General features: G+C 34.6%; 26 protein-coding genes. 24 read left to right on the top strand and 2 right to left on the bottom strand.

Features of this window, described 5'->3' with window-relative positions:
- The first annotated feature begins 46 nt into the window (after positions 1 to 46).
- The 13 genes from miaB (at position 47) to glnA (ending at position 14,689) form a co-directional block, all read left to right on the top strand.
- On the top strand, positions 47 to 1,624 hold the full coding sequence (miaB, locus tag BN999_RS02455) for a tRNA (N6-isopentenyl adenosine(37)-C2)-methylthiotransferase MiaB (RefSeq protein WP_096269815.1): 1,578 nt from the start codon (positions 47 to 49) through the stop codon (positions 1,622 to 1,624).
- A complete protein-coding gene (locus BN999_RS02450) occupies positions 1,625 to 2,053 on the top strand; it encodes a RicAFT regulatory complex protein RicA family protein (protein WP_096269814.1) in 429 nt (142 codons plus the stop codon).
- Positions 2,054 to 2,286: 233 nt separating this feature from the next.
- The gene (gene cotE, locus BN999_RS02445) at positions 2,287 to 2,865 is read left to right on the top strand and encodes an outer spore coat protein CotE (RefSeq protein WP_096269813.1); all 579 of its coding nucleotides are present in this window, start codon (positions 2,287 to 2,289) and stop codon (positions 2,863 to 2,865) included.
- 106 nt (positions 2,866 to 2,971) lie between these two features.
- Positions 2,972 to 5,575 carry a DNA mismatch repair protein MutS gene (mutS, locus tag BN999_RS02440; protein WP_096269812.1) on the top strand — a complete coding sequence of 868 codons (2,604 nt, stop codon included), beginning with the start codon at positions 2,972 to 2,974 and terminating at the stop codon, positions 5,573 to 5,575.
- A 15-nt stretch (positions 5,576 to 5,590) separates the two neighbouring features.
- The gene (mutL, locus tag BN999_RS02435; RefSeq protein ID WP_096269811.1) at positions 5,591 to 7,453 is read left to right on the top strand and encodes a DNA mismatch repair endonuclease MutL; all 1,863 of its coding nucleotides are present in this window, start codon (positions 5,591 to 5,593) and stop codon (positions 7,451 to 7,453) included.
- Positions 7,454 to 7,548: 95 nt separating this feature from the next.
- A complete protein-coding gene (locus BN999_RS02430; RefSeq protein WP_096269810.1) occupies positions 7,549 to 8,001 on the top strand; it encodes a Dps family protein in 453 nt (150 codons plus the stop codon).
- Positions 8,002 to 8,027: 26 nt separating this feature from the next.
- Complete coding sequence (gene miaA, locus BN999_RS02425; protein ID WP_096269809.1) at positions 8,028 to 8,960, top strand: tRNA (adenosine(37)-N6)-dimethylallyltransferase MiaA; 933 nt, start codon at positions 8,028 to 8,030, stop codon at positions 8,958 to 8,960.
- Positions 8,961 to 9,002: 42 nt separating this feature from the next.
- A complete protein-coding gene (gene hfq / locus BN999_RS02420; RefSeq protein WP_026907553.1) occupies positions 9,003 to 9,227 on the top strand; it encodes an RNA chaperone Hfq in 225 nt (74 codons plus the stop codon).
- Positions 9,228 to 9,351: 124 nt separating this feature from the next.
- Positions 9,352 to 10,284, top strand: coding sequence for a stage V sporulation protein K (spoVK, locus tag BN999_RS02415; RefSeq protein WP_096269808.1), 933 nt, complete (start codon positions 9,352 to 9,354; stop codon positions 10,282 to 10,284).
- 58 nt (positions 10,285 to 10,342) lie between these two features.
- Entirely contained in the window at positions 10,343 to 11,584 is a 1,242-nt protein-coding gene (gene hflX, locus BN999_RS02410) for a GTPase HflX (RefSeq protein WP_096269807.1), read from the top strand.
- Between the two features lie 4 nt (positions 11,585 to 11,588).
- Complete coding sequence (locus BN999_RS02405; RefSeq protein ID WP_096269806.1) at positions 11,589 to 12,818, top strand: methionine gamma-lyase family protein; 1,230 nt, start codon at positions 11,589 to 11,591, stop codon at positions 12,816 to 12,818.
- A 107-nt stretch (positions 12,819 to 12,925) separates the two neighbouring features.
- Entirely contained in the window at positions 12,926 to 13,321 is a 396-nt protein-coding gene (locus BN999_RS02400) for a MerR family transcriptional regulator (RefSeq protein WP_096269805.1), read from the top strand.
- A gap of 36 nt (positions 13,322 to 13,357) precedes the next feature.
- Positions 13,358 to 14,689, top strand: coding sequence for a type I glutamate--ammonia ligase (gene glnA / locus BN999_RS02395; protein WP_096269804.1), 1,332 nt, complete (start codon positions 13,358 to 13,360; stop codon positions 14,687 to 14,689).
- Between the two features lie 76 nt (positions 14,690 to 14,765).
- Here the strand turns inward: glnA and lexA are convergent, their stop codons facing one another.
- The gene (lexA, locus tag BN999_RS02390; RefSeq protein ID WP_096269803.1) at positions 14,766 to 15,389 is read right to left on the bottom strand and encodes a transcriptional repressor LexA; all 624 of its coding nucleotides are present in this window, start codon (positions 15,387 to 15,389) and stop codon (positions 14,766 to 14,768) included.
- A 114-nt stretch (positions 15,390 to 15,503) separates the two neighbouring features.
- Here lexA and BN999_RS20480 point away from each other — a divergent pair, with 114 nt between their 5' ends.
- The 10 genes from BN999_RS20480 to BN999_RS02345 all read left to right on the top strand — a co-directional run bounded on the left by BN999_RS20480 (position 15,504) and on the right by BN999_RS02345 (position 21,962).
- Complete coding sequence (locus tag BN999_RS20480) at positions 15,504 to 15,647, top strand: hypothetical protein (RefSeq protein WP_176481846.1); 144 nt, start codon at positions 15,504 to 15,506, stop codon at positions 15,645 to 15,647.
- 13 nt (positions 15,648 to 15,660) lie between these two features.
- Positions 15,661 to 16,320, top strand: coding sequence for a YneB family resolvase-like protein (locus tag BN999_RS02385; RefSeq protein ID WP_096269802.1), 660 nt, complete (start codon positions 15,661 to 15,663; stop codon positions 16,318 to 16,320).
- A gap of 86 nt (positions 16,321 to 16,406) precedes the next feature.
- Complete coding sequence (locus BN999_RS02380; protein ID WP_096269801.1) at positions 16,407 to 16,643, top strand: DUF896 domain-containing protein; 237 nt, start codon at positions 16,407 to 16,409, stop codon at positions 16,641 to 16,643.
- Between the two features lie 100 nt (positions 16,644 to 16,743).
- Positions 16,744 to 18,744 carry a transketolase gene (gene tkt, locus BN999_RS02375; protein ID WP_096269800.1) on the top strand — a complete coding sequence of 667 codons (2,001 nt, stop codon included), beginning with the start codon at positions 16,744 to 16,746 and terminating at the stop codon, positions 18,742 to 18,744.
- A 225-nt stretch (positions 18,745 to 18,969) separates the two neighbouring features.
- The gene (gene sirA, locus BN999_RS02370; RefSeq protein ID WP_096269799.1) at positions 18,970 to 19,422 is read left to right on the top strand and encodes a sporulation inhibitor of replication protein SirA; all 453 of its coding nucleotides are present in this window, start codon (positions 18,970 to 18,972) and stop codon (positions 19,420 to 19,422) included.
- A 51-nt stretch (positions 19,423 to 19,473) separates the two neighbouring features.
- Positions 19,474 to 19,695, top strand: coding sequence for a YneF family protein (locus tag BN999_RS02365; RefSeq protein ID WP_026907542.1), 222 nt, complete (start codon positions 19,474 to 19,476; stop codon positions 19,693 to 19,695).
- A 163-nt stretch (positions 19,696 to 19,858) separates the two neighbouring features.
- Positions 19,859 to 20,563: a cytochrome c biogenesis CcdA family protein gene (locus BN999_RS02360; RefSeq protein WP_096269798.1), complete on the top strand. Its 705-nt coding sequence runs from the start codon at positions 19,859 to 19,861 to the stop codon at positions 20,561 to 20,563.
- Between the two features lie 54 nt (positions 20,564 to 20,617).
- Entirely contained in the window at positions 20,618 to 21,049 is a 432-nt protein-coding gene (locus tag BN999_RS02355) for a Na(+)/H(+) antiporter subunit B (protein ID WP_096269797.1), read from the top strand.
- A 36-nt stretch (positions 21,050 to 21,085) separates the two neighbouring features.
- Entirely contained in the window at positions 21,086 to 21,457 is a 372-nt protein-coding gene (locus BN999_RS02350) for a response regulator (protein WP_096269796.1), read from the top strand.
- 25 nt (positions 21,458 to 21,482) lie between these two features.
- On the top strand, positions 21,483 to 21,962 hold the full coding sequence (locus tag BN999_RS02345) for a CcdC family protein (RefSeq protein ID WP_096269795.1): 480 nt from the start codon (positions 21,483 to 21,485) through the stop codon (positions 21,960 to 21,962).
- 14 nt (positions 21,963 to 21,976) lie between these two features.
- On the opposite strand, the gene BN999_RS02340 is transcribed toward BN999_RS02345, so the two are convergent.
- Positions 21,977 to 22,441 carry a DUF2621 family protein gene (locus tag BN999_RS02340; RefSeq protein ID WP_096269794.1) on the bottom strand — a complete coding sequence of 155 codons (465 nt, stop codon included), beginning with the start codon at positions 22,439 to 22,441 and terminating at the stop codon, positions 21,977 to 21,979.
- Between the two features lie 255 nt (positions 22,442 to 22,696).
- Here BN999_RS02340 and BN999_RS02335 point away from each other — a divergent pair, with 255 nt between their 5' ends.
- Positions 22,697 to 23,824: an ATP-binding protein gene (locus BN999_RS02335; protein ID WP_096269793.1), complete on the top strand. Its 1,128-nt coding sequence runs from the start codon at positions 22,697 to 22,699 to the stop codon at positions 23,822 to 23,824.
- Positions 23,825 to 24,008 lie beyond the last annotated feature (184 nt).

Below are 24,008 nucleotides of genomic sequence, written 5' to 3'. Positions count from 1 at the left end.
ATACATATACTATTTTTCTTTTTATAGATAGAAAGGAGATCGATTCATGAACGAGAAGCAACGTCTTGAACAAGCTCAAATTAACCCAGTTCATTCTGCGGATAAACTTTCTGAGAAAGATAATATCGACCGAATTAAAAACATTTCTAGTGATGATATGATAGCTAAGTATTTTCAAACTAGTTATCAACCACCTGATCTAAAGAAAGCTAGAAAGCGTCGTAGAGAAGAAGTTCAATTTCACTACGACTTTCAAATTCCAGAGGATGTTCAACTTATTGGCCAAGGGAAAAAATTTTTAATTAGAACTTATGGCTGCCAAATGAACGAACATGATACAGAGGTCATGGCTGGAATCCTAACGGAAATGGGCTATGAATCTACAACAGAGACATCAGAAGCAGACCTAATCTTACTCAATACATGTGCAATACGTGAGAATGCGGAAAATAAAGTGTTCGGTGAAATTGGTCACTTAAAGCCTCTTAAACTGGAAAAACCAGATTTAATTCTTGGTGTATGTGGTTGTATGTCACAGGAAGAATCAGTTGTAGATCGTATTATGAAGAAACATCAACATATCGATATTGTATTTGGTACCCATAACATTCACCGGTTACCAAACCTTGTGCAAGAAGCAATGTTTAGTAAAGCACAAGTCGTAGAGGTATGGTCTAAGGAAGGAGACATTATAGAAAACCTTCCGAAAGTACGTAAAGGGAATATTAAAGCATGGGTAAATATTATGTATGGATGTGATAAATTCTGTACATATTGCATTGTTCCAATGACGCGTGGTAAAGAGAGAAGTCGTCGTCCAGAGGATATTATTCAAGAGGTTCGTCATTTAGCTGCACAAGGTTATCAAGAGATAACACTACTTGGACAGAATGTGAATGCCTATGGGAAAGACTTTGAGGATATCGATTATCGTTTCGGTGATTTAATGGATGATATGCATAAGATAGATATTCCAAGAGTACGTTTTACTACTTCACACCCTAGAGACTTCGATGATCATCTAATTGAAGTACTTGCAAAAGGTGGAAACTTACTTGATCATATCCACTTGCCAGTCCAATCTGGAAGCAGTGAAGTCTTGAAACGTATGAATCGTAAATATACTCGTGAGGACTATTTGGAATTAGTACGTAAAATTCGTAAAGCTATACCAAATGCAACCCTTACAACTGATATAATTGTTGGTTTTCCAAACGAGACAGAAGAACAGTTTGAGGAAACGATGACACTTGTAGAAGAAGTAGGTTTTGAAGCGGCATATACTTTTATTTATTCACCACGTGAGGGTACACCAGCTGCCAAAAAGCAGGATGATGTCCCAGAAGAAGTGAAAAAACAACGACTATATCGCTTAAATGAACTTGTTAACAAGCAGTCAGCAGCTTCCATGAAGTCCTATAAAAACAAAACTGTAAAGGTGTTAGTAGAAGGGGAAAGCAAAAAGGACCCAAATGTTTTAGCAGGTTATACAGAAAAGAACAAACTAGTGAACTTTAAAGGCCCTAAATCTGCAATTGGTAAAATTGTAGATGTTGAGATTACGGAGACTAAGACATGGTCCTTAAACGGAGTCATGGTTGAAAATACGGTAGAGGTGAAATAAATGGCAGAATTTACTCGCACACAAGTACTAGAAGAAGCAAGAAAACTTGCAGAGATGTTGGCTAATACAGAAGAAATTGAGCGTTTTAAACAAGTAGAAGCGAAATTAAATGAAAATCAAAAAGTAACGAAATTAATTCAAAAAATTAAAACCTTGCAAAAGCAAGCAGTTAATTTCCAAGCTTATGAGAAAAGAGAAGCATTAAAACGAATTGAAGATGAAATCGATCGTTTACAAGCAGAAATAGATGAGATTCCTATTGTTCAAGAATTTAAAGAAACACAAATTGTGGTTAATGATGTATTACAACTAGTTTCAGGTACAATCGCTCGAGAAGTAACTAACAAAGTGATCGAATCAACCGGCGGAGATCCATTATCTGGAAAAACAGCAGCAGCAGATAAAAATAACGTAGGCTGTGATCATTAAAGTTTTAACATTGTCTTTCTAGATATCAAAACCTAATAAACTAATTTACAAGCTAAGCAAATGAATTATCATGCTTAGCTTTTTTATTATTCCTTAAGTCCCTGTAACCAACATCATGTAACGGTTTTCGCCTAAAAAAATCATTAATTATTTACCTTTCATGGATTCATCATGAACATTAGGTATTTGTCTTGCATAAAATGACTATGAAAAAAGAGGAGGTAAACGTAATTATGAGTTTTCTAGATAAAGACTACCGAGAAATTATTACAAAAGCGGTTATCGGCAAAGGTAAAAAATTCACGCAAGCTACTCATTCCATTTCGCCATCACATAGACCTACAAGTATCTTAGGATGCTGGGTTATAAATCATCTATATAATGCAAATAAAAAATCAGAAGATACCATTGAAGTTAATGGAAGCTATGACATTAATATTTGGTATTCCTATAATGATAATACAAAAACAGAGGTAGTTACGGAAAGGGTAACGTACTGCGACTATATTCCTCTGGGGGTATTAGATGAAAATTGCATAAGTGATGATTACGATGTGATTTGTAAAGTGCTACAACAACCAAATTGCTTGGAATGCAGAATTGCAAATCAAGGAAATAAGATTCTTGTAGACATTGAGAGAGAATTTATGGTTCAAGTAGTTGGCGAAACAAAAATTTACGTTAAAGTTAAACCAAGAGGATTCAAACATCATGATGATGAAAGCTGGGATTATGCTGTAACAGAGGATGAGTTAAGCGATTTAAAACCAGATTTCCTTGAGAGTAGCTCGAGTTCAAGAAGTAAAGATTAGAAAACTTACGGGGGATGTTCCTCGTAAGTTTTTTTTTACTCACGGTAGTTAGGACATTTTATGCTATAATAATAGAATAATATGTAGGTTTTTGGAGGATTTTGTAATGGCAAAATATACACCAATGATGGAACAATATTTAAGAATTAAAGCAGATCATAAAGATGCATTTTTATTCTTTCGATTAGGCGATTTTTATGAGATGTTTTTTGAAGATGCTATTAAAGCGTCTAGAGAATTGGAGATTACCTTAACAAAACGTGATGCTGGACAAGAGGACAAGATTCCAATGTGTGGTGTTCCTTATCATTCAGCTGGAAACTATATAAAGAATCTAGTGGAGAAAGGGTATAAAGTAGCTATTTGTGAGCAAGTAGAGGATCCTAAAACGGCAAAAGGAGTAGTTAAGCGTGAAGTTGTACAACTTATCACTCCCGGTACCGTTATGGAAAGCACTATGTTAAATGAACGGAACAATAATTATATTGCAAGTCTATCACATTTTCAGGATGGGTCATTTGTTATTGTTTATTGTGATCTATCAACTGGAGAGAGTAAAATTGCTCATATTAATTCTGAATTTGATCGCGTCATACATGAACTCTATAATCAACCAATAAAAGAGATTGTGGTTTCATCTAATTTATCAGAGGAACTTCAAGAACAATTAAAAGACCGATTACAAGTAACATTATCATATCAAGATGAGGTTACTTTTAATGGAGAGTATCGTAATATTTGTGAAAATTTGACCGATGAACTCCTAGTGAAAGCTTTTAGTCGCTTACTAAATTATGTTCAACATACACAAAAACGTTCCTTAGATCATTTAAAACAAGCGGAGATACTTGAACTCAATGCTTATCTATCTCTGGACATGTATTCGAAGCGGAATCTGGAGCTAACCGAAACGATTCTAAGAAAGGGAAGGCACGGTAGTTTATTATGGGTTCTAGATAAAACAGTAACAGCAATGGGATCCCGAATGTTAAAAAAATGGTTAGAGCGTCCATTATTAGATAAGATTCAAATAGAAAATCGACTTGAGGCAGTAGAAGGCTTCTACAATGGATTTCTAGAACGGGATAGATTACGTGAGAGCCTAAAATCTGTGTATGATTTAGAGCGTTTAGCTGGAAGAATTGCATTTGGAAATGTAAATGCCAGGGACCTAATACAACTTAAGAAATCATTGAATAGAATTCCAGAAATAAAGGAAATTCTTTCATCTTTTGATAACAAAGTAATCACTCAACTAGCTGAGCAACTAGAATATCCAACTGAAGTGGTAGATACCTTGGAAGCTAGTATAGTGGAGGATCCCCCTATCTCCATTAAAGAGGGAGATATTATTAAAGATGGCTATGATAATCAATTGGATAAGTATCGATATGCTTCACGAAATGGTAAGAAATGGATAGCAGAATTGGAACAAAAAGAAAAAATAGAAACTAATATTAAGTCCTTAAAAATTGGTTATAATCGTGTCTTTGGTTATTATATCGAGGTCACAAAAGCCAATTTACACTTGCTACCTGAAGGTAAGTATGAGCGTAAACAAACATTAACCAATGCAGAACGTTTTATTACACCAGAACTAAAAGAAAAAGAGCAATTAATCTTAGAAGCGGAAGAAAAAAGTGTAGACTTAGAGTACAAACTATTTACAGAAATACGGGAAAATATTAAGTCACACATTCCTAAAATTCAATATCTAGCAGATATCATTAGTAAAATTGATGTTTTACAATCATTTGCAACCGTAAGTGAAACGAATAATTATCAGCGACCAAATTTTACAAAAGATAAATTAGAAGTTAAAAATGGTCGTCATCCTGTCATAGAGAAAGTAATGGATGATGGTACATTTGTGCCGAATGATATCTTGTTAGATAATGATAAAAATGTATTATTAATTACTGGGCCAAATATGTCTGGAAAAAGCACCTATATGAGGCAATTGGCATTGATTGCTATTATGGGTCAAATAGGCTGCTTTGTACCCTGTGAAAAGGCAGAGCTTTTAATCTTTGACCAAATTTTCACCCGCATCGGAGCTGCTGATGACCTTGTATCTGGCCAAAGCACCTTTATGGTGGAAATGCTCGAAGCTAATCATGCAATATCAAATGCTACTGATAGGAGTTTAATTCTTCTTGATGAAATTGGTCGTGGAACTAGCACTTATGATGGAATGGCGCTAGCGCAGGCGATAGTTGAGTATATTCATAACAATATTCGTGCAAAGACATTATTCTCAACCCATTACCATGAATTAACGGCCTTAGAGGAAAATCTTCCTAGGTTAAAGAATATCCATGTTCGTGCTGAAGAGCATGAAGGAAATGTCGTATTCCTCCACCAAATTAAAGATGGTGCTGCAGATAAAAGTTATGGCATTCATGTCGCTAAGCTTGCAAACTTGCCGGATAAGTTGATTAATCGAGCAAGTGTAATATTGGAGCAATTAGAAAGCTTTGATTCAGGACAAGATTTGAAAGAAACAAATAACGAGTCTAATCAATTATCATTTTTCGTTGAAGAGAGTAATCAAAGGGTATTGAATACAAATACAGTATCAGGCGAAGAAGGCAAGATTCTAAAAGAGTTAAATGAGCTAGATCTTTTTGATATGACTCCATTAGAGGCAATGAATGCATTACATCGTTTACAAAAGTTAAGTAAAAAAAGAGTACAAAGTAGTAAATAGAAAGGGTTCTTTCTAATGAAGATATTTCAAATGCCAGAAACCTTAGCAAATAAAATAGCTGCAGGAGAAGTTGTCGAAAGACCAGCATCGGTGGTAAAGGAGTTAGTTGAGAACAGTATTGATGCTGGTAGTACCTGGATAAAAATTGATGTTCTAGAAGCGGGATTAGAACAAATTAAAATTACTGATAATGGAGAAGGTATGGTTGAAGACGATGTAGAAAGGGCTTTCCTACGTCACGCAACTAGTAAAATTCGCAATGAGTCAGATTTATTTCATGTGCATACATTAGGCTTTCGTGGTGAAGCTCTAGCTAGTATAGCATCTGTATGTAGGTTAACCATAAAGACATCTCAGGGAGACTCTGCTGGAACTTATCTGTCCCTAGAGGGTGGCGAAGTAAAGGAGAGGGGTAAAAGTAATGCTAGAAAGGGTACAGAAATAACCGTATCTGATTTATTCTATAACACCCCTGCTCGTTTGAAATATATGAAGACTATTCATACGGAACTTGGACATATAACAGATCTGTTAAATAGACTAGCTTTGTCTCATCCCGAAATTCGTTTTGAAGCATCTCATAATGGAAAATCTTTATTTAAAACTCCTGGTACTGGCGACCTACTTCAAGTAATCGCTCAAATATACGGTATGGGTGTAGCAAGAAAAATGGTACCGATTAATGTGGAGACTCTTGACTTTAATATTAAAGGGTATATTGCAAAACCTGAAATAACTAGAGCATCAAGGTCTTACATTTCCATTATTTTAAACGGGAGGTATATAAAGAGTATCCCAATTACACAAGCTATCATCCGTGGATACCATACTTTATTACCTATTGGTCGATCTCCAATTGTTGTTTTACAAGTTAATATGGATCCCATACTCGTGGATGTTAATGTACATCCAACGAAATTAGAAGCAAGGTTTAGTAAGGATAAAGAATTGTATTCATTAGTTGAGGAACAAATACGGACAACCTTTAGACAAACAAGATTAATTCCTGAATTAGAACAAAAACCGAAAGAGACTCATAAGCAAAGTTTTCAGCCCACTTTCAATTTCGATTCAACTAAACCTATTGTAAAAGAGTCACAAATGAATGTGGTTGCTAATGAAATGAATAAGTCATTCTTCCAACAAGAGGATAAAGAAGACCATAATATCGCAGAGAAACAATCCGTAGCTAGTGACAATGAAATCCAACAAGAGGAACTATCTACAGAGACTTTAAAACAAACGTTTGAACTACAACGGGAACATGATAAAAAAGAGTATCTTGCATTAGAAGATCGTGTTCCGGTTATGTATCCAATTGGTCAGCTACATGGCACGTATATCTTAGCGCAAAATGAAAATGGATTTTTTATGATTGATCAACATGCAGCGCAAGAACGGATAAAGTATGAGTTTTTTAAGAAGAAGTTAGGGCAAACAACTAAAGAAGTTCAAGAATTACTAATCCCAATTACCTTTGAATTCTCAAAGCAAGAATCCATTTTTATAGAACATTATAAAACTGAATTAGAGGGAGTGGGTCTGTTTTTTGAAAGCTTTGGGAATCAGTCTTATATAGTCAGGTCTTATCCAAATTGGTTTCCTAAAGGATTTGAGGAAGAAGTCATTAGGGAAATGATCGAACAAATCATGCATGATGAAAGAATTGATGTAGAATCTATTCGTGAAGATGCAGCGATTCTAATGTCTTGTAAACGTTCCATTAAAGCTAACCATTTTTTAAATCATGATGATATGTTTCGTTTACTAGAAGACCTAAGAAAAACAACTGATCCATTTACTTGTCCACATGGACGCCCAATTATCGTCCACTTTACAACTTATGAGTTAGAAAAAATGTTTAAACGAGTGATGTAATAGGTATATTTCCACTGTACTTCGATAATCCTAATCATAAGTGTAATTTTATAGGGAAAATAAGCACTCTATGATTTAAAAAAGGTGGAGTACAAGTGGAAAATCAAAAATTAATTAATTTCCTAAATCAATTATTATCGAACCAATTTGTAATGTATGTAAAATTACATCGTTATCATTGGTTTATCCAGGGAAGACATTTTTTTGGGCTTCATACATTATTTGAAGAGATGTATAAGAAGTTTGCAAATGACCTTGATGAAGTTGCAGAGAGGATTCTAATGATAGATGGTAAACCTCTTGCTACTATGTCTAAGTATTTAAAAGAAGCTACTTTAGTAGAAGCTAATGCGGATGATGAAGAAGACGAAATAATCGACCAACTACATGCAGATTATAAGCAGCTTATTACTGAAATACGTGAAGTCGGATTTACACTTGCAGACGAACGAAGTGATGAACCAACAAAAGATTTATTAATATCACTTTTAGGAAGTTATGAAAAATATGTTTGGATGCTATCTGCATATCGTGCTTATAAGGAATAAAAAGATTAATTATTAGGGGAAGTTGAATGAAACAAAAAGTTATTGCGATAGTCGGTCCAACTGCTGTTGGGAAAACTAGACTTAGTATAGAGGTTGCGAAAAAGTTTGGTGGGGAAATTATCAGTGGTGATTCCATGCAGGTGTACAAAGGGATGGATATTGGTACAGCCAAGATAAAGGAAGAAGAAATGGCAGGAATACCGCATCATATGATTGACATCAAGTCCCCCAATGAAGACTTCTCTGTTGCAGACTTTCAATACTATGTTCAGAAATATATAGAAGAAATTTCAGCAAGAAACCACATTCCGATTATTGTTGGAGGAAGTGGTTTATACATACAAGCAGTTCTACAGAATTACAATTTTTCTAAAGAAAAGAGAGATGATGCTTTAACTAAAAGGTTAGAAGATGAGATGAATCAAAAGGGCATCGAGCCATTATTTGATCGATTGAAGACAATTGATCCTAACCAAGCAGAAAAAATTCATCCCAATAATTTCCGAAGAGTCCTTAGGGCGTTAGAAATCTTTGAAAAAACCGGTTTAACCATGACAGAGTATCAAAAGCAACAGGCAAGTAGTAGCCCGTATGAAAGTTTATTAATAGGACTCGAAATGGATCGAGAGTTACTTTATAAACGAATTAATCAACGAGTTGATGGTATGGTTAGAGAAGGATTATTGGAAGAGGTTAAAGGTTTAATTGAGAAAGGTTATGAAAACTATCAATCAATGAAAGCAATAGGCTATAAAGAATTAATCCCTTATTTTACTGGAGAAGTCCCTTTAGAGACATCAATTGAATTGTTGAAACGAAATTCGAGGAGATATGCTAAACGGCAATACACTTGGTTTAAAAACAAAATGGATGTAAATTGGTACGAACTGACTCCATCAACCATGACCGAAAAATTTAACGACATTTTAACGGATTTAGCAGGATTTATTGAAAGTTAAGTAGAAATATATAGTATAGATAGAAAAGAGGAGGAAAATCAGGTGGCACAATCTGTGAACATTCAGGATCAATATTTAAATCAATTACGAAAAGAGCATATTTCCGTTACCGTGTTTCTCACAAATGGTTTTCAGTTAAGAGGCATTGTCAAAGCTTTTGATAATTTTACAGTTTTATTGGAATCAGAAGGTAAACAGCAATTAATTTTTAAACATGCTATTTCCACTTTTGCACCTTCTAAAAATGTAAATCTGGATAAAGAGTAGACTATAACGAACGCTTTGATAGCGTTCGTTTTTGGTTTGCATTACATGCTTCAAGTAAGATATAGGCATTTGTCACAACTTTATTACCCTTTACGTATAATAAGATGACTAAGGAGTGATAAAGTTGGGTACTCAAAGGATTCATCATAAAAATGGAAAAATTAATATTGTTTTACAAGATAATCACGCTGCTAAACTAGATAATGTTCAACAAGAATACATTGGAAAAGACCCATTTGCTCATATTGATCAAGAATTATCTAATTTTGTTGGAATGGATAATCTAAAACAGAAAATAAAAGAAATCTATGCTTCTATTGTTATCAATGAAAAGCGAACTCAAATGGGCCTCACAAATACAAAGCAAGTATTGCACATGTTATTTAAGGGAAATCCAGGTACAGGGAAAACTACAGTGGCTAGAAAGTTAGCTAAAATATATTTTGATATGAATCTACTTTCTAAAGGACATTTTATTGAGGCTGAAAGAGCTGACCTGGTTGGTGAATATATTGGTCAAACTGCACAAAAAACTCGTGCTTTAATTCAAAAGTCAATGGGTGGGATTCTATTCATTGATGAAGCTTATTCCTTAGCCAGGGGCGGGGAAAGAGATTTTGGTAAAGAAGCGATTGACACCCTAGTCAAACATATGGAAGATAATGGAGATGACTTTGTATTAATTCTTGCTGGTTATCCATATGAGATGGACCGTTTTTTAACATTGAATCCGGGGCTAAAATCAAGATTTCCTTTCATTCTTGAATTTCCAGATTATGAGGTTGATCAATTGCTTGAAATCTCTCGACGAATGGCATCTGATAGAGAGTATCAATTATCAAAGGACGCAGAATGGAAATTAAGAAATTACCTCTATAAACAAAAGAACAATATAAATAGAAACTTTTCCAATGCCCGATTTATCCGAAATGTAATTGAACATGCTATACGTATGCAGGCAGTAAGATTACTTTATAAAGATAATATATCACCAGACGAACTTATAGTGCTGACAGGAAATGATTTGAAATTAGATGATATTGATTCGATTTTGTAGCGACATCATTATTCATACTCAGATTTTTAGCAATTCATGAAGGAGAGAAGTAGAACTCATGCCAGAAGAAAGAATTATAGTAATAGCTGTAAAAAGACCTAACCAACCTGATGATTTATTTGAATCCTCCCTGGAAGAGCTAATCTCTTTAGCGGATACTGCAGGTGGTAAAGTGATAGAAGTGATCACACAAAACAGGGAGAGAATTCATTCTGCTTATTATATTGGTGAAGGTAAGATGGCCGAAATAAAAGAAAGAATAGACGAACTAGAAATAGACTTAGTGATATCGAATGATGAGTTATCTGCAGGTCAGTCAAGAAACTTAAGTGATTTTTTTGATTGTCGTGTTATTGATCGTAGTCAATTAATACTTGATATATTTGCTAGCAGAGCCAGAACGAAAGAAGGTAAACTTCAAGTAGAATTGGCTCAGCTTCAATACTTATTGCCTAGATTGCGCGGTCAAGGAGTACAATTATCAAGACTAGGTGCTGGGATTGGAACAAGGGGACCAGGTGAAACGAAATTAGAAGCGGATCAACGACATATTAGAAGACGAATCGATGATATTAAAAGACGCTTAAAACAAGTGGTAAGACAACGTGATCAATATCGGAAACGAAGAAAACAAAATGAAGTGTTTCAAATTGCAATTGTCGGGTATACCAATGCTGGTAAGTCGACTATGTTTAACCGATTAACTAACAGTGATTCACTGGAAGAAAATAAATTGTTTGCAACATTAGATCCGCTAACTAGAAAGATACAATTGCCATCAGGTTTCCAAGTGTTAATAACTGACACTGTTGGATTTATTCAACAGCTCCCAACCACTTTAATTGCAGCCTTCCGTTCTACTCTAGAAGAAGTAAGTGAAGCGGATTTTATACTGCATGTCGTGGATAGCTCACATCCTGACTATCAGCAACATCAAGATACAGTTTTAAAATTATTAGACGAACTTGAAAGTAGCTCTATTCCTATGCTAACAGTTTATAATAAAAAAGACGTGGTTTCGGATGAGTTCTTTCCGCAAAACCGCCCGTATATTATGATAAGCGCATTTGATGAGGGGGATTTAAGTCAACTTATTCAAAAAGTAGAAGAGGTACTAAAGGCTGGTTGGGAATCTTATGAAGTCTCCTTAGAAGCATCGGAAGGAAATTTGATAAATCGATTTGAACATGAGACAATTCTTGAGAAAAAAGAATTTAATGAGGCGAAAGAATTATATATTCTAAATGGCTTTATTCGCCCAGAACATCCGCTAAAGGGAATAATAAAGGAGAAAGAATAGAAAAATGATACAGCAAGTCGTAGAACAAACAGAAAAAGACATCACAACAATTCATCAACATATCAATCACATCGTTGAGAAAAATCAAAAAAGAGTCCTAGATGCCTTTAAAAATAACAGAGTAAGTGATAGCCACTTTAATTCTACAAGTGGCTATGGGTATGATGATATGGGACGGGATACATTGGAGGCAGTGTATGCTGAAGTATTTGGAGGGGAGTCCGCAATTGTTCGCCCGCAGCTTGTCTCCGGCACTCATGCTATAACTACTGTTTTATTCGGCTTACTACGGCCTCAGGATGAATTACTTTATGTTACAGGAAAACCATATGACACTCTTGAAGAAGTAATTGGTAAGAACGAAAATAATACTGGTTCCTTAAAAGATTTTAACATTACATATAATGAAGTACCATTGACAGAAGACGGAAAAATTAATTATGAACTGATAAAAAATAATATCAACAATCATACAAAAGTTGTTGCTATCCAACGATCTAAAGGATACGCAGACAGACCTTCATTTACAGTGGACGAGATAGGTGAGATCGTATCATTTGTAAAATCAATACGAGAAGATATTATTATTTTTGTCGATAATTGTTATGGCGAATTTGTTGAAGATAGAGAGCCATTACATGTTGGTGTAGATATTATAGCTGGTTCTTTAATTAAAAACCCAGGTGGTGGAATAGTACGAGCTGGAGGATATATAGTTGGAAAGAATGATTTAGTCACTTTATGTTCTTATCGTTTAACAGCTCCGGGATTAGGGAAAGAGTTAGGTGCGACCTTTAATCTCTTACAGGAAATGTATCAAGGTTTTTTCTTAGCGCCTCTTATCGTTGGTGAAGCACTAAAGGGAGCTGTGTTTACATCAAGGTTCCTTGAATTGTTAGGGTTTGTAACAAAACCACACTATCAAGCTAAAAGAACAGACCTTATCCAATCTGTAACCTTTCAAACAGCTGAACAAATGATTGCCTTTTGTCAGGCTATTCAAATGAATTCACCAGTTAATTCATTTGTCACACCATATCCTAGTCCAATGCCAGGATATGAGGACGATGTAATTATGGCTGCAGGTACCTTCATACAGGGATCTAGTATTGAATTATCAGCCGACGGGCCAATTCGGGCACCATATACAGCATTTGTCCAAGGTGGGTTAACCTATGCTCATGTAAAACTTGCAATAATTGAGGCGGTTAAAGTAATGAAAACATTAAAATAAAGGGTCGTAAAGGCCCTTTATTTTTTTATGTCAGAAAACCTAACAAAGTGTTGACAGAAAACCTCACATGGTGATAAAATCAAAATTATTAAAAGGGAGGTCAGATCATGAATGATAAGGATCGCCGTTCGATGCCTTTGTTTGGAATCGGAATAGTTATGAAACTAACTGAACTTACCGCAAGACAAATACGATATTATGAGGAAAACGGATTAATCCATCCAGAACGCACAGAGGGTAATCAACGATTATTTTCATTCAATGATGTTGATTGTCTTCTAGAGATTAAAAACTACTTAGATAAAGGTCTAAACCTCGCTGGAATTAAATTGTTGCTATCAGAAGACGAACTGAAAGAATTGCCAGTTCAAGAGAAAAAACAGGTTGAGATTTCTAAAAGGGAATTAAGAGAAATTTTAAGAAGTGAAATTTCTGAAGCTGGCCGATTTGGCAAAGCGAGTTTGCGACAAGGGGAGCTATCACGATTCTTTGTGAATCGTTAGTTAATATTCAACTAAATTTTAGGAGGGAAATATCTTATGGGTTATTCTCGTGAGGAAATTGAAAAGAAAATTAAAGAAGAAAATGTTAGGTTTATCAGACTTCAGTTTACTGACATGTTAGGTACTATCAAAAATGTTGAAATTCCACTAAGCCAATTGGAAAAAGCACTAGACAACAAAATGATGTTCGATGGATCATCTATTGAAGGATTTGTTCGAATTGAAGAATCCGACATGTATTTATATCCTGATTTAGACACGTTTGTTGTTTTCCCTTGGACATCTGAAAAAGGAAAAGTAGCTCGTTTTATATGTGATATTTATAACCCGGATGGGACTCCATTTGAAGGCTGCCCACGTTACAACTTAAAGCGCAATCTGTTGAAAATGGAAGAACTAGGATTTGATGCGTTTAATATTGGAACAGAGCCGGAATTTTTCTTATTTAAATTAGACGCTAATGGTGAGCCTTCACTTGAGTTAAATGACCATGGTGGATATTTTGATTTAGCTCCAACTGATTTAGGAGAAAACTGTCGTCGTGATATCGTTCTTGAATTAGAGGAAATGGGCTTTGAAATTGAAGCATCCCATCATGAAGTTGCACCTGGTCAACACGAAATTGACTTTAAATACTCAGATGCTATTAAACATGCTGATGATATTCAAACCTTTAAATTAGTGGTTAAAACAATAGCTAGGAAGCATAATTTGCATGCAACATTTATGCCAAAACCTCTATTTGGTGTGAATGGTTCTGGAATGCATGTAAATATGTCATTGTTCAAAAATGGAGAAAATGCATTCTTTAATCCTAGTGGAGATCTTCAATTAAGTGATACCGCTTATCAATTTATCGCAGGTATTATGAAACATGCACTAGGTTTTACTGCAGTTACAAATCCTACTGTAAATTCATATAAGCGTCTAGTTCCAGGTTATGAGGCACCAAGTTATGTTGCTTGGTCTTCCATGAACAGAAGTCCATTATTACGTATTCCTAATTCTAGGGGTGTTAGTACTCGTGTAGAAGTACGTAGTGTAGATCCTGCGGCAAATCCTTATATGGCATTGTCGGTGCTATTAGCTGCTGGACTTGATGGAGTAAAAAATAAACTAACCCCACCACCAGCTGTTGATCGGAATATATATATTATGACCCATGAAGAACGAATGGAAAACCATATTCAAAATCTACCTGCTACATTAATGGATGCTTTAGGCTTACTTCAAGAAAATGAGGTTATTGTAAACTCACTAGGTGAGCACTTATTTGAGCATTTTATGGAAGCTAAAGAGATTGAATGGGATATGTTCCGTACAACAGTACACCCTTGGGAACGTGAGCAATATCTTACTATGTATTAAGTTCCTTTCGATAATAATAAAAAAGCTGATTGACACAAGTTTTTCCTGTGTTAATCAGCTTTTTTTATATTTAAAACTATTTAATATGACGATATAGACCGACTACCTTACCAAGAATAGAGACATTATTATAGATTAATGGTTCCATAGTAGCGTTCTCTGGCTGCAGGCGAATGTAATTCTTTTCTTTGAAGAATCTCTTTACTGTAGCTTCATTATCCTCAGTCATAGCAACAACAATGTCACCGTTTTGGGCACTACTTTGTTGTTTTACAATTACCATGTCTCCGTCTAATATACCCGCTTCAATCATACTTTCCCCATCAATGACAAGTACAAATAGATTCTCATCTGGTCCAGCAGTAGAACTTGGGATGGGTACGAATTCCTCGATATTTTCAACAGCTGTGATTGGTATACCAGCTGTAACTTTACCGATTACAGGTGCATAACGAGCTTCATCTTTCGGAATATTATTTTCCTCTTCTAAATCTAGTATTTCTATTGCTCTGGGTTTAGTAGGATCACGACGGATAAATCCTTTACTCTCTAGTCTGGAGAGGTGGCCATGTACAGTAGAACTAGAAGCTAGACCGACAGCTTCAGCAATCTCTCTAACAGAAGGTGGATAGCCTTTTAACTTAACTTGTTCTTTTATGTAATCAAGAATTGCTTGTTGTCTAGTTGATAATTTTGTCATCTATTAAACACCTCACACATATTATTTATTAATGATAGTTTACCATTGATAAAACTAAAAAGCAAACATTCGTTCGAAAAAGTGTTGACAAGAGCGTACGTTCTGTTATACTGAATGTATCGAACAAAGGTTCTTATATTTAAAAATGGAAAGGATGATGAAGAAATGTTTAGTAAAGTAAATAAAACAGATCTTTTTTATATAGTTGCTTTTGCTTTAACCTTAGGTTTCTTATACCTTTCATTAATTAGTGCATAATAGGAGTATTTTAATGAACGTAATCATTTACTGTAGAGTTAGTACAGATAAACAAGCACAAGAAACCTCACTACTAAGACAAAAGGAAGAATTGTATAAACTTGCAGAGAAATATAACTTCCATATAGTGAGATGTATAGAGGAACAAGCAAGTGGATATGAGGTAGAACGAGAAGGTCTATTTGAAATGCTTGCCCTAATAGAAAGTGGACAAGCTAATGCGGTTCTAATACAAGATGAAACAAGGCTTGGAAGAGGCAATACAAAGATTGCTTTATTCCACCAACTGGCAAAACAGAATATCTCTATTTATACTGCCATCCATGATGGGAAGTTAGAACTATCGGAGTCTGATTCCATGGTTTTACAAATTGTAGGAATTGTAGAGGAATATCAACGTAAGATTCATAATATAAAGATTAAACGAGGAATGAAAAAAGCGATAGAAAAAGGATATAACCCTATTAAAAATCTTTCCAATAAACACTTGTCACCTGGGCGAGAGCGGAAGAGTGTTCCGATAGACGAAATCGTTAGATTACGAAATAACAACCTAACTTTCGATGAAATAGCTATAACTCTAAATGGACTAGGTTACCAAATATCTAAAGCGACTGTCCATCGAAGATATCAAGAATACCTATTAATTGATTCAAATAAATTGAACAGGTAATATTAAAAAGCAAGGACATTATATGTTCTTGCTTTTAATATGGACATTTATTTGGTTTAAATAGATAAATCTAGGAGGATATAGACATGTTATCAAAAGAAAAGTTGGAACGAATTAATATATTGGCCAAAAAGTCAAAAACGGAAGCAGGATTAACCGAAGAAGAGAAAACTGAACAAAAACAATTACGAGAAGAGTATTTAAAGAATATCCGTGGTTCCTTTAAAAATCAATTAAAATCAATGACAGTTATTGATCCGGCTGGAAACGATGTTACTCCTAAGAAACTCCGAGACATGCAAGAACGAAACAGACAGCATTAAACATAGTTATTCAAGTAATAGGCATACTATTAATTGTGAACTACAATTAAATAGAATAACATGGGCTTCAACTTGAATAAGATGAAAGGAGTTACAAAGAATGGCTAATTACGTCGAACAGTTATCGATAGACACCATAAGGACATTATCAATTGATGCTATTGAGAATGCGAACTCTGGTCACCCTGGTTTACCAATGGGTGCTGCACCAATGGCCTATACACTATGGACTGATTTTATGAAACACAATCCAAAGAATTCAAAATGGTTCAATCGTGATCGATTCGTATTATCTGCAGGTCATGGTTCCATGCTTCTTTATAGTTTACTTCATTTATCAGGCTATGAAGTAACTATGGATGACCTGAAACAATTCCGCCAGTGGGGATCTAGAACACCGGGACATCCAGAAGTTCATCATACAGACGGTGTTGAAGCAACTACAGGACCACTCGGTCAAGGAATTGCCATGGCTGTTGGTATGGCGATGGCGGAAGCACATATGGCAGGGAAATATAATAAAGGTGATGCAACTATTATTGATCATTATACATATGCTTTAGTCGGTGATGGTGACTTAATGGAAGGTATTTCACATGAAGCTGCATCTCTTGCTGGACATTTAAGGTTAGGGAAACTAGTTGTGTTATATGATTCCAATGATATTTCTCTTGATGGGGAGTTAAATCGTTCATTCTCTGATAATACAGAAGAACGATTTAAAGCATATGGATGGCAAGTCATTCGAGTGGAAGATGGAAATAACTTAACCCAATTACGCTCTGCTATTCAGTCAGCTAAGGATGACTTGGAACATCCAACACTTATTGAAATTAAGACTGTAATCGGATATGGATCCCCAAATAAATCAGCTTCATCTGCTTCGCACGGATCACCACTTGGAAAGGATGAAGTAGTATTAACAAAAGAATTTTATAAATGGGGACATGAAGAATTCTATGTGCCTGAAGAGGTTTATAGTGATTTTAATGAAAAGATTGTTGTACGAGGTAATAAAGAAGAAAGTGAATGGGAATCTACATTTCAGTCATATAAGGATAAATATCCAGAAGAAGCAAAAGAATTAGAAGCTGCTATAAATGGTGAATTACCCGAGGGATGGGAAGATTCACTTCCGAAATATGAAGTTGGTAAATCACTTGCAACTAGAGCTTCGTCTGGAGAAGTATTAAATGTGATATCTAAAGAAATACCATATTTCGTTGGTGGAAGTGCTGACTTAGCAGGATCTAATAAAACGACAATAAATAATGAAGAAGATTTAACTAGAAATAATTATAGCGGTAGAAATATCTGGTTTGGGGTCCGTGAACATGCGATGGGTGCTGCTCTAAATGGAATGGCGTTACATGGCGGGTTAAAAGTATATGGCGGGACATTCTTTGTGTTCAGTGACTACTTACGCCCAGCTATCCGCCTATCTGCAATTATGAAAACCCCGGTAACCTATGTTTTCACGCATGATTCCATTGCTGTTGGTGAAGATGGACCAACACATGAACCAATAGAACACCTATCTTCATTTAGAGGAATGCCAAATCTTTCTGTCATTCGTCCAGCCGATGGTAATGAGACACAGGCTGCATGGAGACTTGCAATCGAATCTAAAGATAAACCTACAATGCTTGTATTAACAAGACAAAATTTACCGACATTACAAGGTACAGAACAACATGCCTATGAAGGTGTGAAACGCGGTGGCTACATAATCAGCAGCTCAAAGAAAGCGAGCCCAGATGCAATTCTTATTGCCTCAGGTTCGGAAGTTCAATTAGCTATTGCTGCTCAAGAAGTACTTCGTAAGCAAGATGTTGATGTAAGTGTTGTTAGTCTTGCCTCATGGGACCGATTCGAAGAGCAGGATGAAAATTATAAAGAACAAGTTCTTCCAAAGGCTATCAAGAACCGTGTTGCAATTGAAATGGGCTCTTCATTGGGTTGGGAACGATACGTTGGTTTAGAAGGGAAAATCATGGGTATTAATACATTTGGTGCCTCTGCAAATGGCGATAAACTTATTGAGGAATATGGTTTTACCGTAGAAAATGTAGTGAATAACGTAAAAGAATTAGTTAAATAAGAGCTATCTGAGAGTGGAGTGTTCATTATAAAATGAACGCTCCGCTTTTTTATGGTTAAGTGGTATTCTCTTGTAGATTCTATGTAGTTTTACGAAAAGAATCGTTATTAAACTCAAGTTATCTCTATTTCGACAAAACTAGTGTTTTTTTGTTTCACAGAGTGACATTATTTTTTAGTAGAATCATTATAATAGTAAATAGAAAAGGGGAGGGACGCTAAAAAAATGAAAGAATATAAGATTTACTGGATTAAAGAAGAGTTTGCTAGACATTATTACTATAAAAGTGATATTTTATATCGCTTTTTAAGAGAATTTCATATGCAGAAGAATCGAGTTGATCTAGTATCACAATTTAATTTCATTACAGAGAGCTTCCCTAAAGATACATTAACTTTGCAATTATTAAGGCAACCCAAAAATAGATTACAAAATGAACAATATATTGATATAGTTGATATTAAAAGTAAGCATAGCTTAATCTCTTTACATATCGAGGAAAAACAGATAAAATTTCGTTGTGAAACATTACAGGATGCTGAAACATTATTATTCCCTGCCTTAAGACAATTCCATCCATTTCTTTTCATAATTGATGATCATTATGAAAACTATGGTTGGATTTCGCCTGCAAGGACAAGTATTGGTTATAATAATGAACAAGTATTGTATTCTTAGAACTGTTTTACTATACTGTAAAAGAGACAGCACGAAGGAGGAAAACGATAGATGGACGTAATTTGGGTAGTACTTATTGCTATAGCAGCTTTAATCGCTGGTGTTGCTCTTGGATTTTTTATCGCAAGAAAGTACATGATGAGTTATTTGAAAAAGAATCCACCAATTAATGAGCAAATGCTTCGCACTTTAATGATGCAAATGGGTCAAAAGCCTTCACAGAAGAAAATCAATCAAATGATGCGTGCAATGAATAACCAAATGGACAAGTAGTATTCTGGAATAATTACTATTATATTTTACATTGCACAGAGATACCCCATACTAATGAATAGTAGGGGGTTTTTTCATGACATTATATTGTCATATTCCCAACAAAAGTTTTGAAGAATATTCTGCTATAATGAAAGTAGAATTATAATTCAGGAGGCTAATTATGTCTGAGGTTAACGTGTTTCTTGCGTTTGGAGCAGGATTTCTTTCATTTATTTCACCATGTGTCTTGCCCTTGTTTCCAGCATTCTTATCTTATATCACCGGTATGAGTGTTAGTGAAATAAAAGATGATAATAAAATGTTAAATCGGAAGAGTATATTACATACCGTTTCTTTTTTAATTGGGTTTTCTAGTATTTTTATTGCGTTAGGATTTACAGCAAGTGCTGTTTCTGATTTTTTATTGACTTACCAAGATATTATTAGACAGGTAGGGGCATTACTTATTATCTTCTTTGGGCTAGTCATTGTAGGAATCTTTAATTTTAAGTTCTTGATGAAAGATAAGAAGATTACGTTCAAAAATCGACCATCAGGATATTTTGGATCAGTATTAATAGGGATGGCGTTTTCAATGGGGTGGACTCCATGTACAGGGCCTATCTTAGCAGTAGTTCTTTCATTAGCTGCAACTGATCCAGGCTCTGGCATGGTAATGATGGTTGCTTATGTGCTAGGATTCTCCATTCCGTTTTTAGTTCTTTCATTCTTTGTTGGAAAATTAAACTGGATAAAAAGAAATAGCCATAAGTTAGTGAAAATTGGTGGTTATTTTATGATTTTTATTGGTATCGCTCTGTTTTTTGACTGGATGACAAAACTAACAGCCTTCCTTGCAGGTTGGGTAGGTTTCGTTGGATTTTAGTAGTAATCTGTATTATGATAATACGTAAAGATTCTACATAAGGACGTGTTATCATTGAATAAACCTAATAATTTGATTTTACAAACGGCAACATCATTAATTGCTTTTCTCTTATTAGGGTTTTCCTTATATCTATTTTTTGCAGGACATAATTCTCCCGGTGGAGGATTTATTGGGGGACTGGTTACTGCTGCTGCAATCGTATTACTGTATATGGCTTACGGTATAGATTTTGTTAATAAAATCTTACCAGTCAATTTTCGAGTGCTAATACCAATAGGATTATTAGTAGCATTACTGACAAGTATGGGTTCATTCTTGTTTAACGTCCCGTTTCTTTCTCACACATATGATTATTTTACTTTTCCAATCTTTGGAAAGGTGGAACTTGCAACTGCAACTCTATTTGATTTAGGGGTTTATCTTACGGTAGTTGGAGTTACAGTTACTATCATTGTAAATATTGCGAATGACCGCAAAGCATAGATTTTTGTATTCTATTAATAGTGGGGGATTGGTGAAATGGCTAAAATTCTTATCGTTGATGACGCGAAATTTATGCGTACTACCCTCCAAACAATCTTAACTAAGAGTAATCATGAGATTGTTGGAGAGGCTGAAAATGGTGAAATTGCAGTTTCACTTTATAAAAAGAACAAGCCTGATTTGGTTATTATGGATATAACTATGCCAGTGATGAATGGTATTGAAGCAATTAAAAAGATAAAAGAATTTGATGTGAATGCTCTAATAGTTGTATGTTCTGCCATGGGACATCAGAAAGTAGTGGTTGAAGCTATTGAGCTTGGGGCTAAGGACTTTATTGTGAAACCGTTTGACGAACAACGTGTACTGGAAACAGTAGAGCGGACATTGTCATTTATTACTAGTTGATTATTAGACTGAAAAGAGTGTTATTATGTTTTGGATTATAGCAAGTACAATTGTAGCCTTATTTATGGCTTCCTTGATGATTGTTGTGCGACTTAAAGCTTCCAAAAGACCAGCATCTGTTAAGCGAATAATTTTACCACCGTTATTCATGAGTACGGGTGCCTTGATGTTTGTTTTTCCAGAATTTCGAGTACATTGGATGCAAGTACTAGAAGCATTAACAATTGGCGTGTTTTTTTCAGTCTTTTTAATAAAAACATCGAAATTTGAAATTCGAAGTGAGCAAATTTATCTAATTCCCTCTAAAGCATTTGCATTTATCTTAGTTGGACTTTTAATTATAAGACTGATTCTAAAACTAATAATTGGAAGTACAATAACATTAGGTGAAACTAGTGGGATGTTCTTTTTATTAGCCTTTGGAATGCTGGTGAGTTGGAGAATAGCAATGTTATATAAATATAAGCAGTTAGAGAAACAATTAAAGGTGCCTTCATCTACATGAAGGCACCTTTAAATTTAATTTTTTTTATATTGAGCTTGCCAATCTGTTCGATAATCATCATTAGATTGTTTAAATAATGACTCATATGGACTGACATCAATTTGTTTTTCTTTCAACTTTTTCCTTAGAAATTTATGATCTCGTTTTGGAGTTGCTAGAATATAACCCTCTATTAGAATTTCTTGGCTAATTTTTGATTTTCCTTTTTCAATAGCTACTTGACCTATTTTACTAGCAATTTTTTGTCTTGCCACATCGCGAAATAACTCTGGCACAGGAGAGACTAGCTCCTCTAGTAATGCTTTTTCATGTTCATTCCACATATGTCTCGATTCTTCAAGATAATAGACTTCCCAATCCATCATCGATTTACCATCCGCTTTAGGAATTTGTTTTAGGAATTTACGAAACATGAAATAACCACCAATTGCCATTAATACTATCATAAAAAATCCCCAAAACACTATAACATATGACATAATATCCACCTTTTTCTGCCTGATTATTTTACAAGAAAACCAACATATTTGTTGAATTATATGTAACAATGCTGTAATTTTACTACTAAAGAGTTAAAATAATTCTGATAAACCATTACTTTTAACTATTATCTATGCTACTATTATTATAATTATAGATTTGATTTTAAACAACTTTCATATTTGTATATCATTCAACATATAGTATTATTAAGCTATGAAAGAGTATGAATTTGTAATAAAGGGGCGGATTCAATGGGGAAAGAAACAAATAAAAACAATATAGATCCTGTTTCGTCAATACCAGTCAGCCCTTATGAAAAAGTTTTTCCAGTATCTAATAACTCTAGTTTATTAAATTTACCTGATATGATAGTTAATTGGATCGGACAAAATAGTAGTGACTTTTTCTCGGTATGGGATGAAGATGGGGTTGGACAATATTTCTCGCCAGCAGTTGAGCGGGTACTAGGCTATGATGCGGACGAGCTAGTAGGGAAATCATACCTTGACCTGGTTCTACCAGAAGACGTCCAATATTTAAGAAAAGAGTTTATTCGTGAAACTTTCACAAATCAAACATTTAATTTACATATCCTAAATTTTGAACAGAAATACATATGGTGTGAATGTAAAGTTGCAAGATTAAAGGATTCATCAAATTTAAATGCATATTATGTGACTAGTATTCGTGACATCACTGAAAAGAAAGAAACAGAAGAGATGATGATTCGTTCAGAAAAAATGTCTATTGCTGGTCAGTTAGCAGCTGGTATTGCACATGAAATTAGAAATCCACTCACCTCAATAAAAGGATTTCTGCAATTGCTACAAGCTGGAGTAAACAGAAAAGATGTCTATTATAAAATTATGATTGATGAGATTGAGAAGATGGAAACCATTACATCAGAGTTATTGTTTATCTCAAAGCCGCTGACGGATAATAAAAAACAGGAATCAATATTAGAAATGATTCATGATGTATCAGAGCTTTTAAAACCCCAAGCCAAATTAAAAAACATATTTTTAGAAACAATTGGTGAAGACCAATATATCTTTTGTGATAGATCACAAGTTAAACAAGTATTAATCAATATTATTAAAAATGGTATCGAAGCAATGGAAGAAGCCGGGAGAATAATTATCAAGATAGTGGATTTAGAATCAGAAGTAAGCATAGACATTATCGATGAAGGTCCAGGTATTGATGAAGAAGTAATACATAAATTAGGTGAACCATTTTTTACGACTAAGCAACAAGGAACAGGCTTAGGATTAATGATTACAAAACAATTATTAGAAAGACATAACGCAAAACTTTCCATACTACAAAACACAGGGAAAGGAAGTACATTTCGTATTATTTTTCCAAAACTGAACTAATCCTAAATACTTCATTATAATTAACAGGGAAAATAATAATTACAACCATATAAGAAAAACTTATCACCTTGAATAAGTTTTTCGTATAGTCGTTCGAGTATGAAACAATTGTTTTATACTCGATTTTCATTTAATATGAATATGTAGAAAACTAATAGAATTTGGATATGCTCTTTAGATTATG

The organism is Paucisalibacillus globulus (assembly GCF_900184735.1).
GTDB lineage: Bacteria > Bacillota > Bacilli > Bacillales > Amphibacillaceae > Ornithinibacillus > Ornithinibacillus globulus_B.
The sequence above is the reverse complement of the archived record's forward strand: the minus strand, read 5'-3'. Positions and strand labels throughout refer to the sequence as shown.

Bases quoted from the DNA above. Each gene is read 5' to 3' on its own strand.
- BN999_RS02385 (WP_096269802.1), top strand. From the start codon at position 15,661: ATGAACGTAATCATTTACTGTAGAGTTAGTACAGATAAACAAGCACAA.
- BN999_RS02335 (WP_096269793.1), top strand. From the start codon at position 22,697: ATGGGGAAAGAAACAAATAAAAACAATATAGATCCTGTTTCGTCAATA.
- lexA (WP_096269803.1), bottom strand. From the start codon at position 15,389: ATGACAAAATTATCAACTAGACAACAAGCAATTCTTGATTACATAAAA.
- miaB (WP_096269815.1), top strand. From the start codon at position 47: ATGAACGAGAAGCAACGTCTTGAACAAGCTCAAATTAACCCAGTTCAT.
- BN999_RS02365 (WP_026907542.1), top strand. From the start codon at position 19,474: ATGGACGTAATTTGGGTAGTACTTATTGCTATAGCAGCTTTAATCGCT.
- BN999_RS02350 (WP_096269796.1), top strand. From the start codon at position 21,086: ATGGCTAAAATTCTTATCGTTGATGACGCGAAATTTATGCGTACTACC.
- mutS (WP_096269812.1), top strand. From the start codon at position 2,972: ATGGCAAAATATACACCAATGATGGAACAATATTTAAGAATTAAAGCA.
- BN999_RS02345 (WP_096269795.1), top strand. From the start codon at position 21,483: ATGTTTTGGATTATAGCAAGTACAATTGTAGCCTTATTTATGGCTTCC.
- BN999_RS02405 (WP_096269806.1), top strand. From the start codon at position 11,589: ATGATACAGCAAGTCGTAGAACAAACAGAAAAAGACATCACAACAATT.
- BN999_RS02380 (WP_096269801.1), top strand. From the start codon at position 16,407: ATGTTATCAAAAGAAAAGTTGGAACGAATTAATATATTGGCCAAAAAG.
- BN999_RS02400 (WP_096269805.1), top strand. From the start codon at position 12,926: ATGAATGATAAGGATCGCCGTTCGATGCCTTTGTTTGGAATCGGAATA.
- sirA (WP_096269799.1), top strand. From the start codon at position 18,970: ATGAAAGAATATAAGATTTACTGGATTAAAGAAGAGTTTGCTAGACAT.
- BN999_RS02360 (WP_096269798.1), top strand. From the start codon at position 19,859: ATGTCTGAGGTTAACGTGTTTCTTGCGTTTGGAGCAGGATTTCTTTCA.
- hflX (WP_096269807.1), top strand. From the start codon at position 10,343: ATGCCAGAAGAAAGAATTATAGTAATAGCTGTAAAAAGACCTAACCAA.
- mutL (WP_096269811.1), top strand. From the start codon at position 5,591: ATGAAGATATTTCAAATGCCAGAAACCTTAGCAAATAAAATAGCTGCA.
- BN999_RS20480 (WP_176481846.1), top strand. From the start codon at position 15,504: ATGTATCGAACAAAGGTTCTTATATTTAAAAATGGAAAGGATGATGAA.
- tkt (WP_096269800.1), top strand. From the start codon at position 16,744: ATGGCTAATTACGTCGAACAGTTATCGATAGACACCATAAGGACATTA.
- glnA (WP_096269804.1), top strand. From the start codon at position 13,358: ATGGGTTATTCTCGTGAGGAAATTGAAAAGAAAATTAAAGAAGAAAAT.
- miaA (WP_096269809.1), top strand. From the start codon at position 8,028: ATGAAACAAAAAGTTATTGCGATAGTCGGTCCAACTGCTGTTGGGAAA.
- BN999_RS02450 (WP_096269814.1), top strand. From the start codon at position 1,625: ATGGCAGAATTTACTCGCACACAAGTACTAGAAGAAGCAAGAAAACTT.
- cotE (WP_096269813.1), top strand. From the start codon at position 2,287: ATGAGTTTTCTAGATAAAGACTACCGAGAAATTATTACAAAAGCGGTT.
- BN999_RS02340 (WP_096269794.1), bottom strand. From the start codon at position 22,441: ATGTCATATGTTATAGTGTTTTGGGGATTTTTTATGATAGTATTAATG.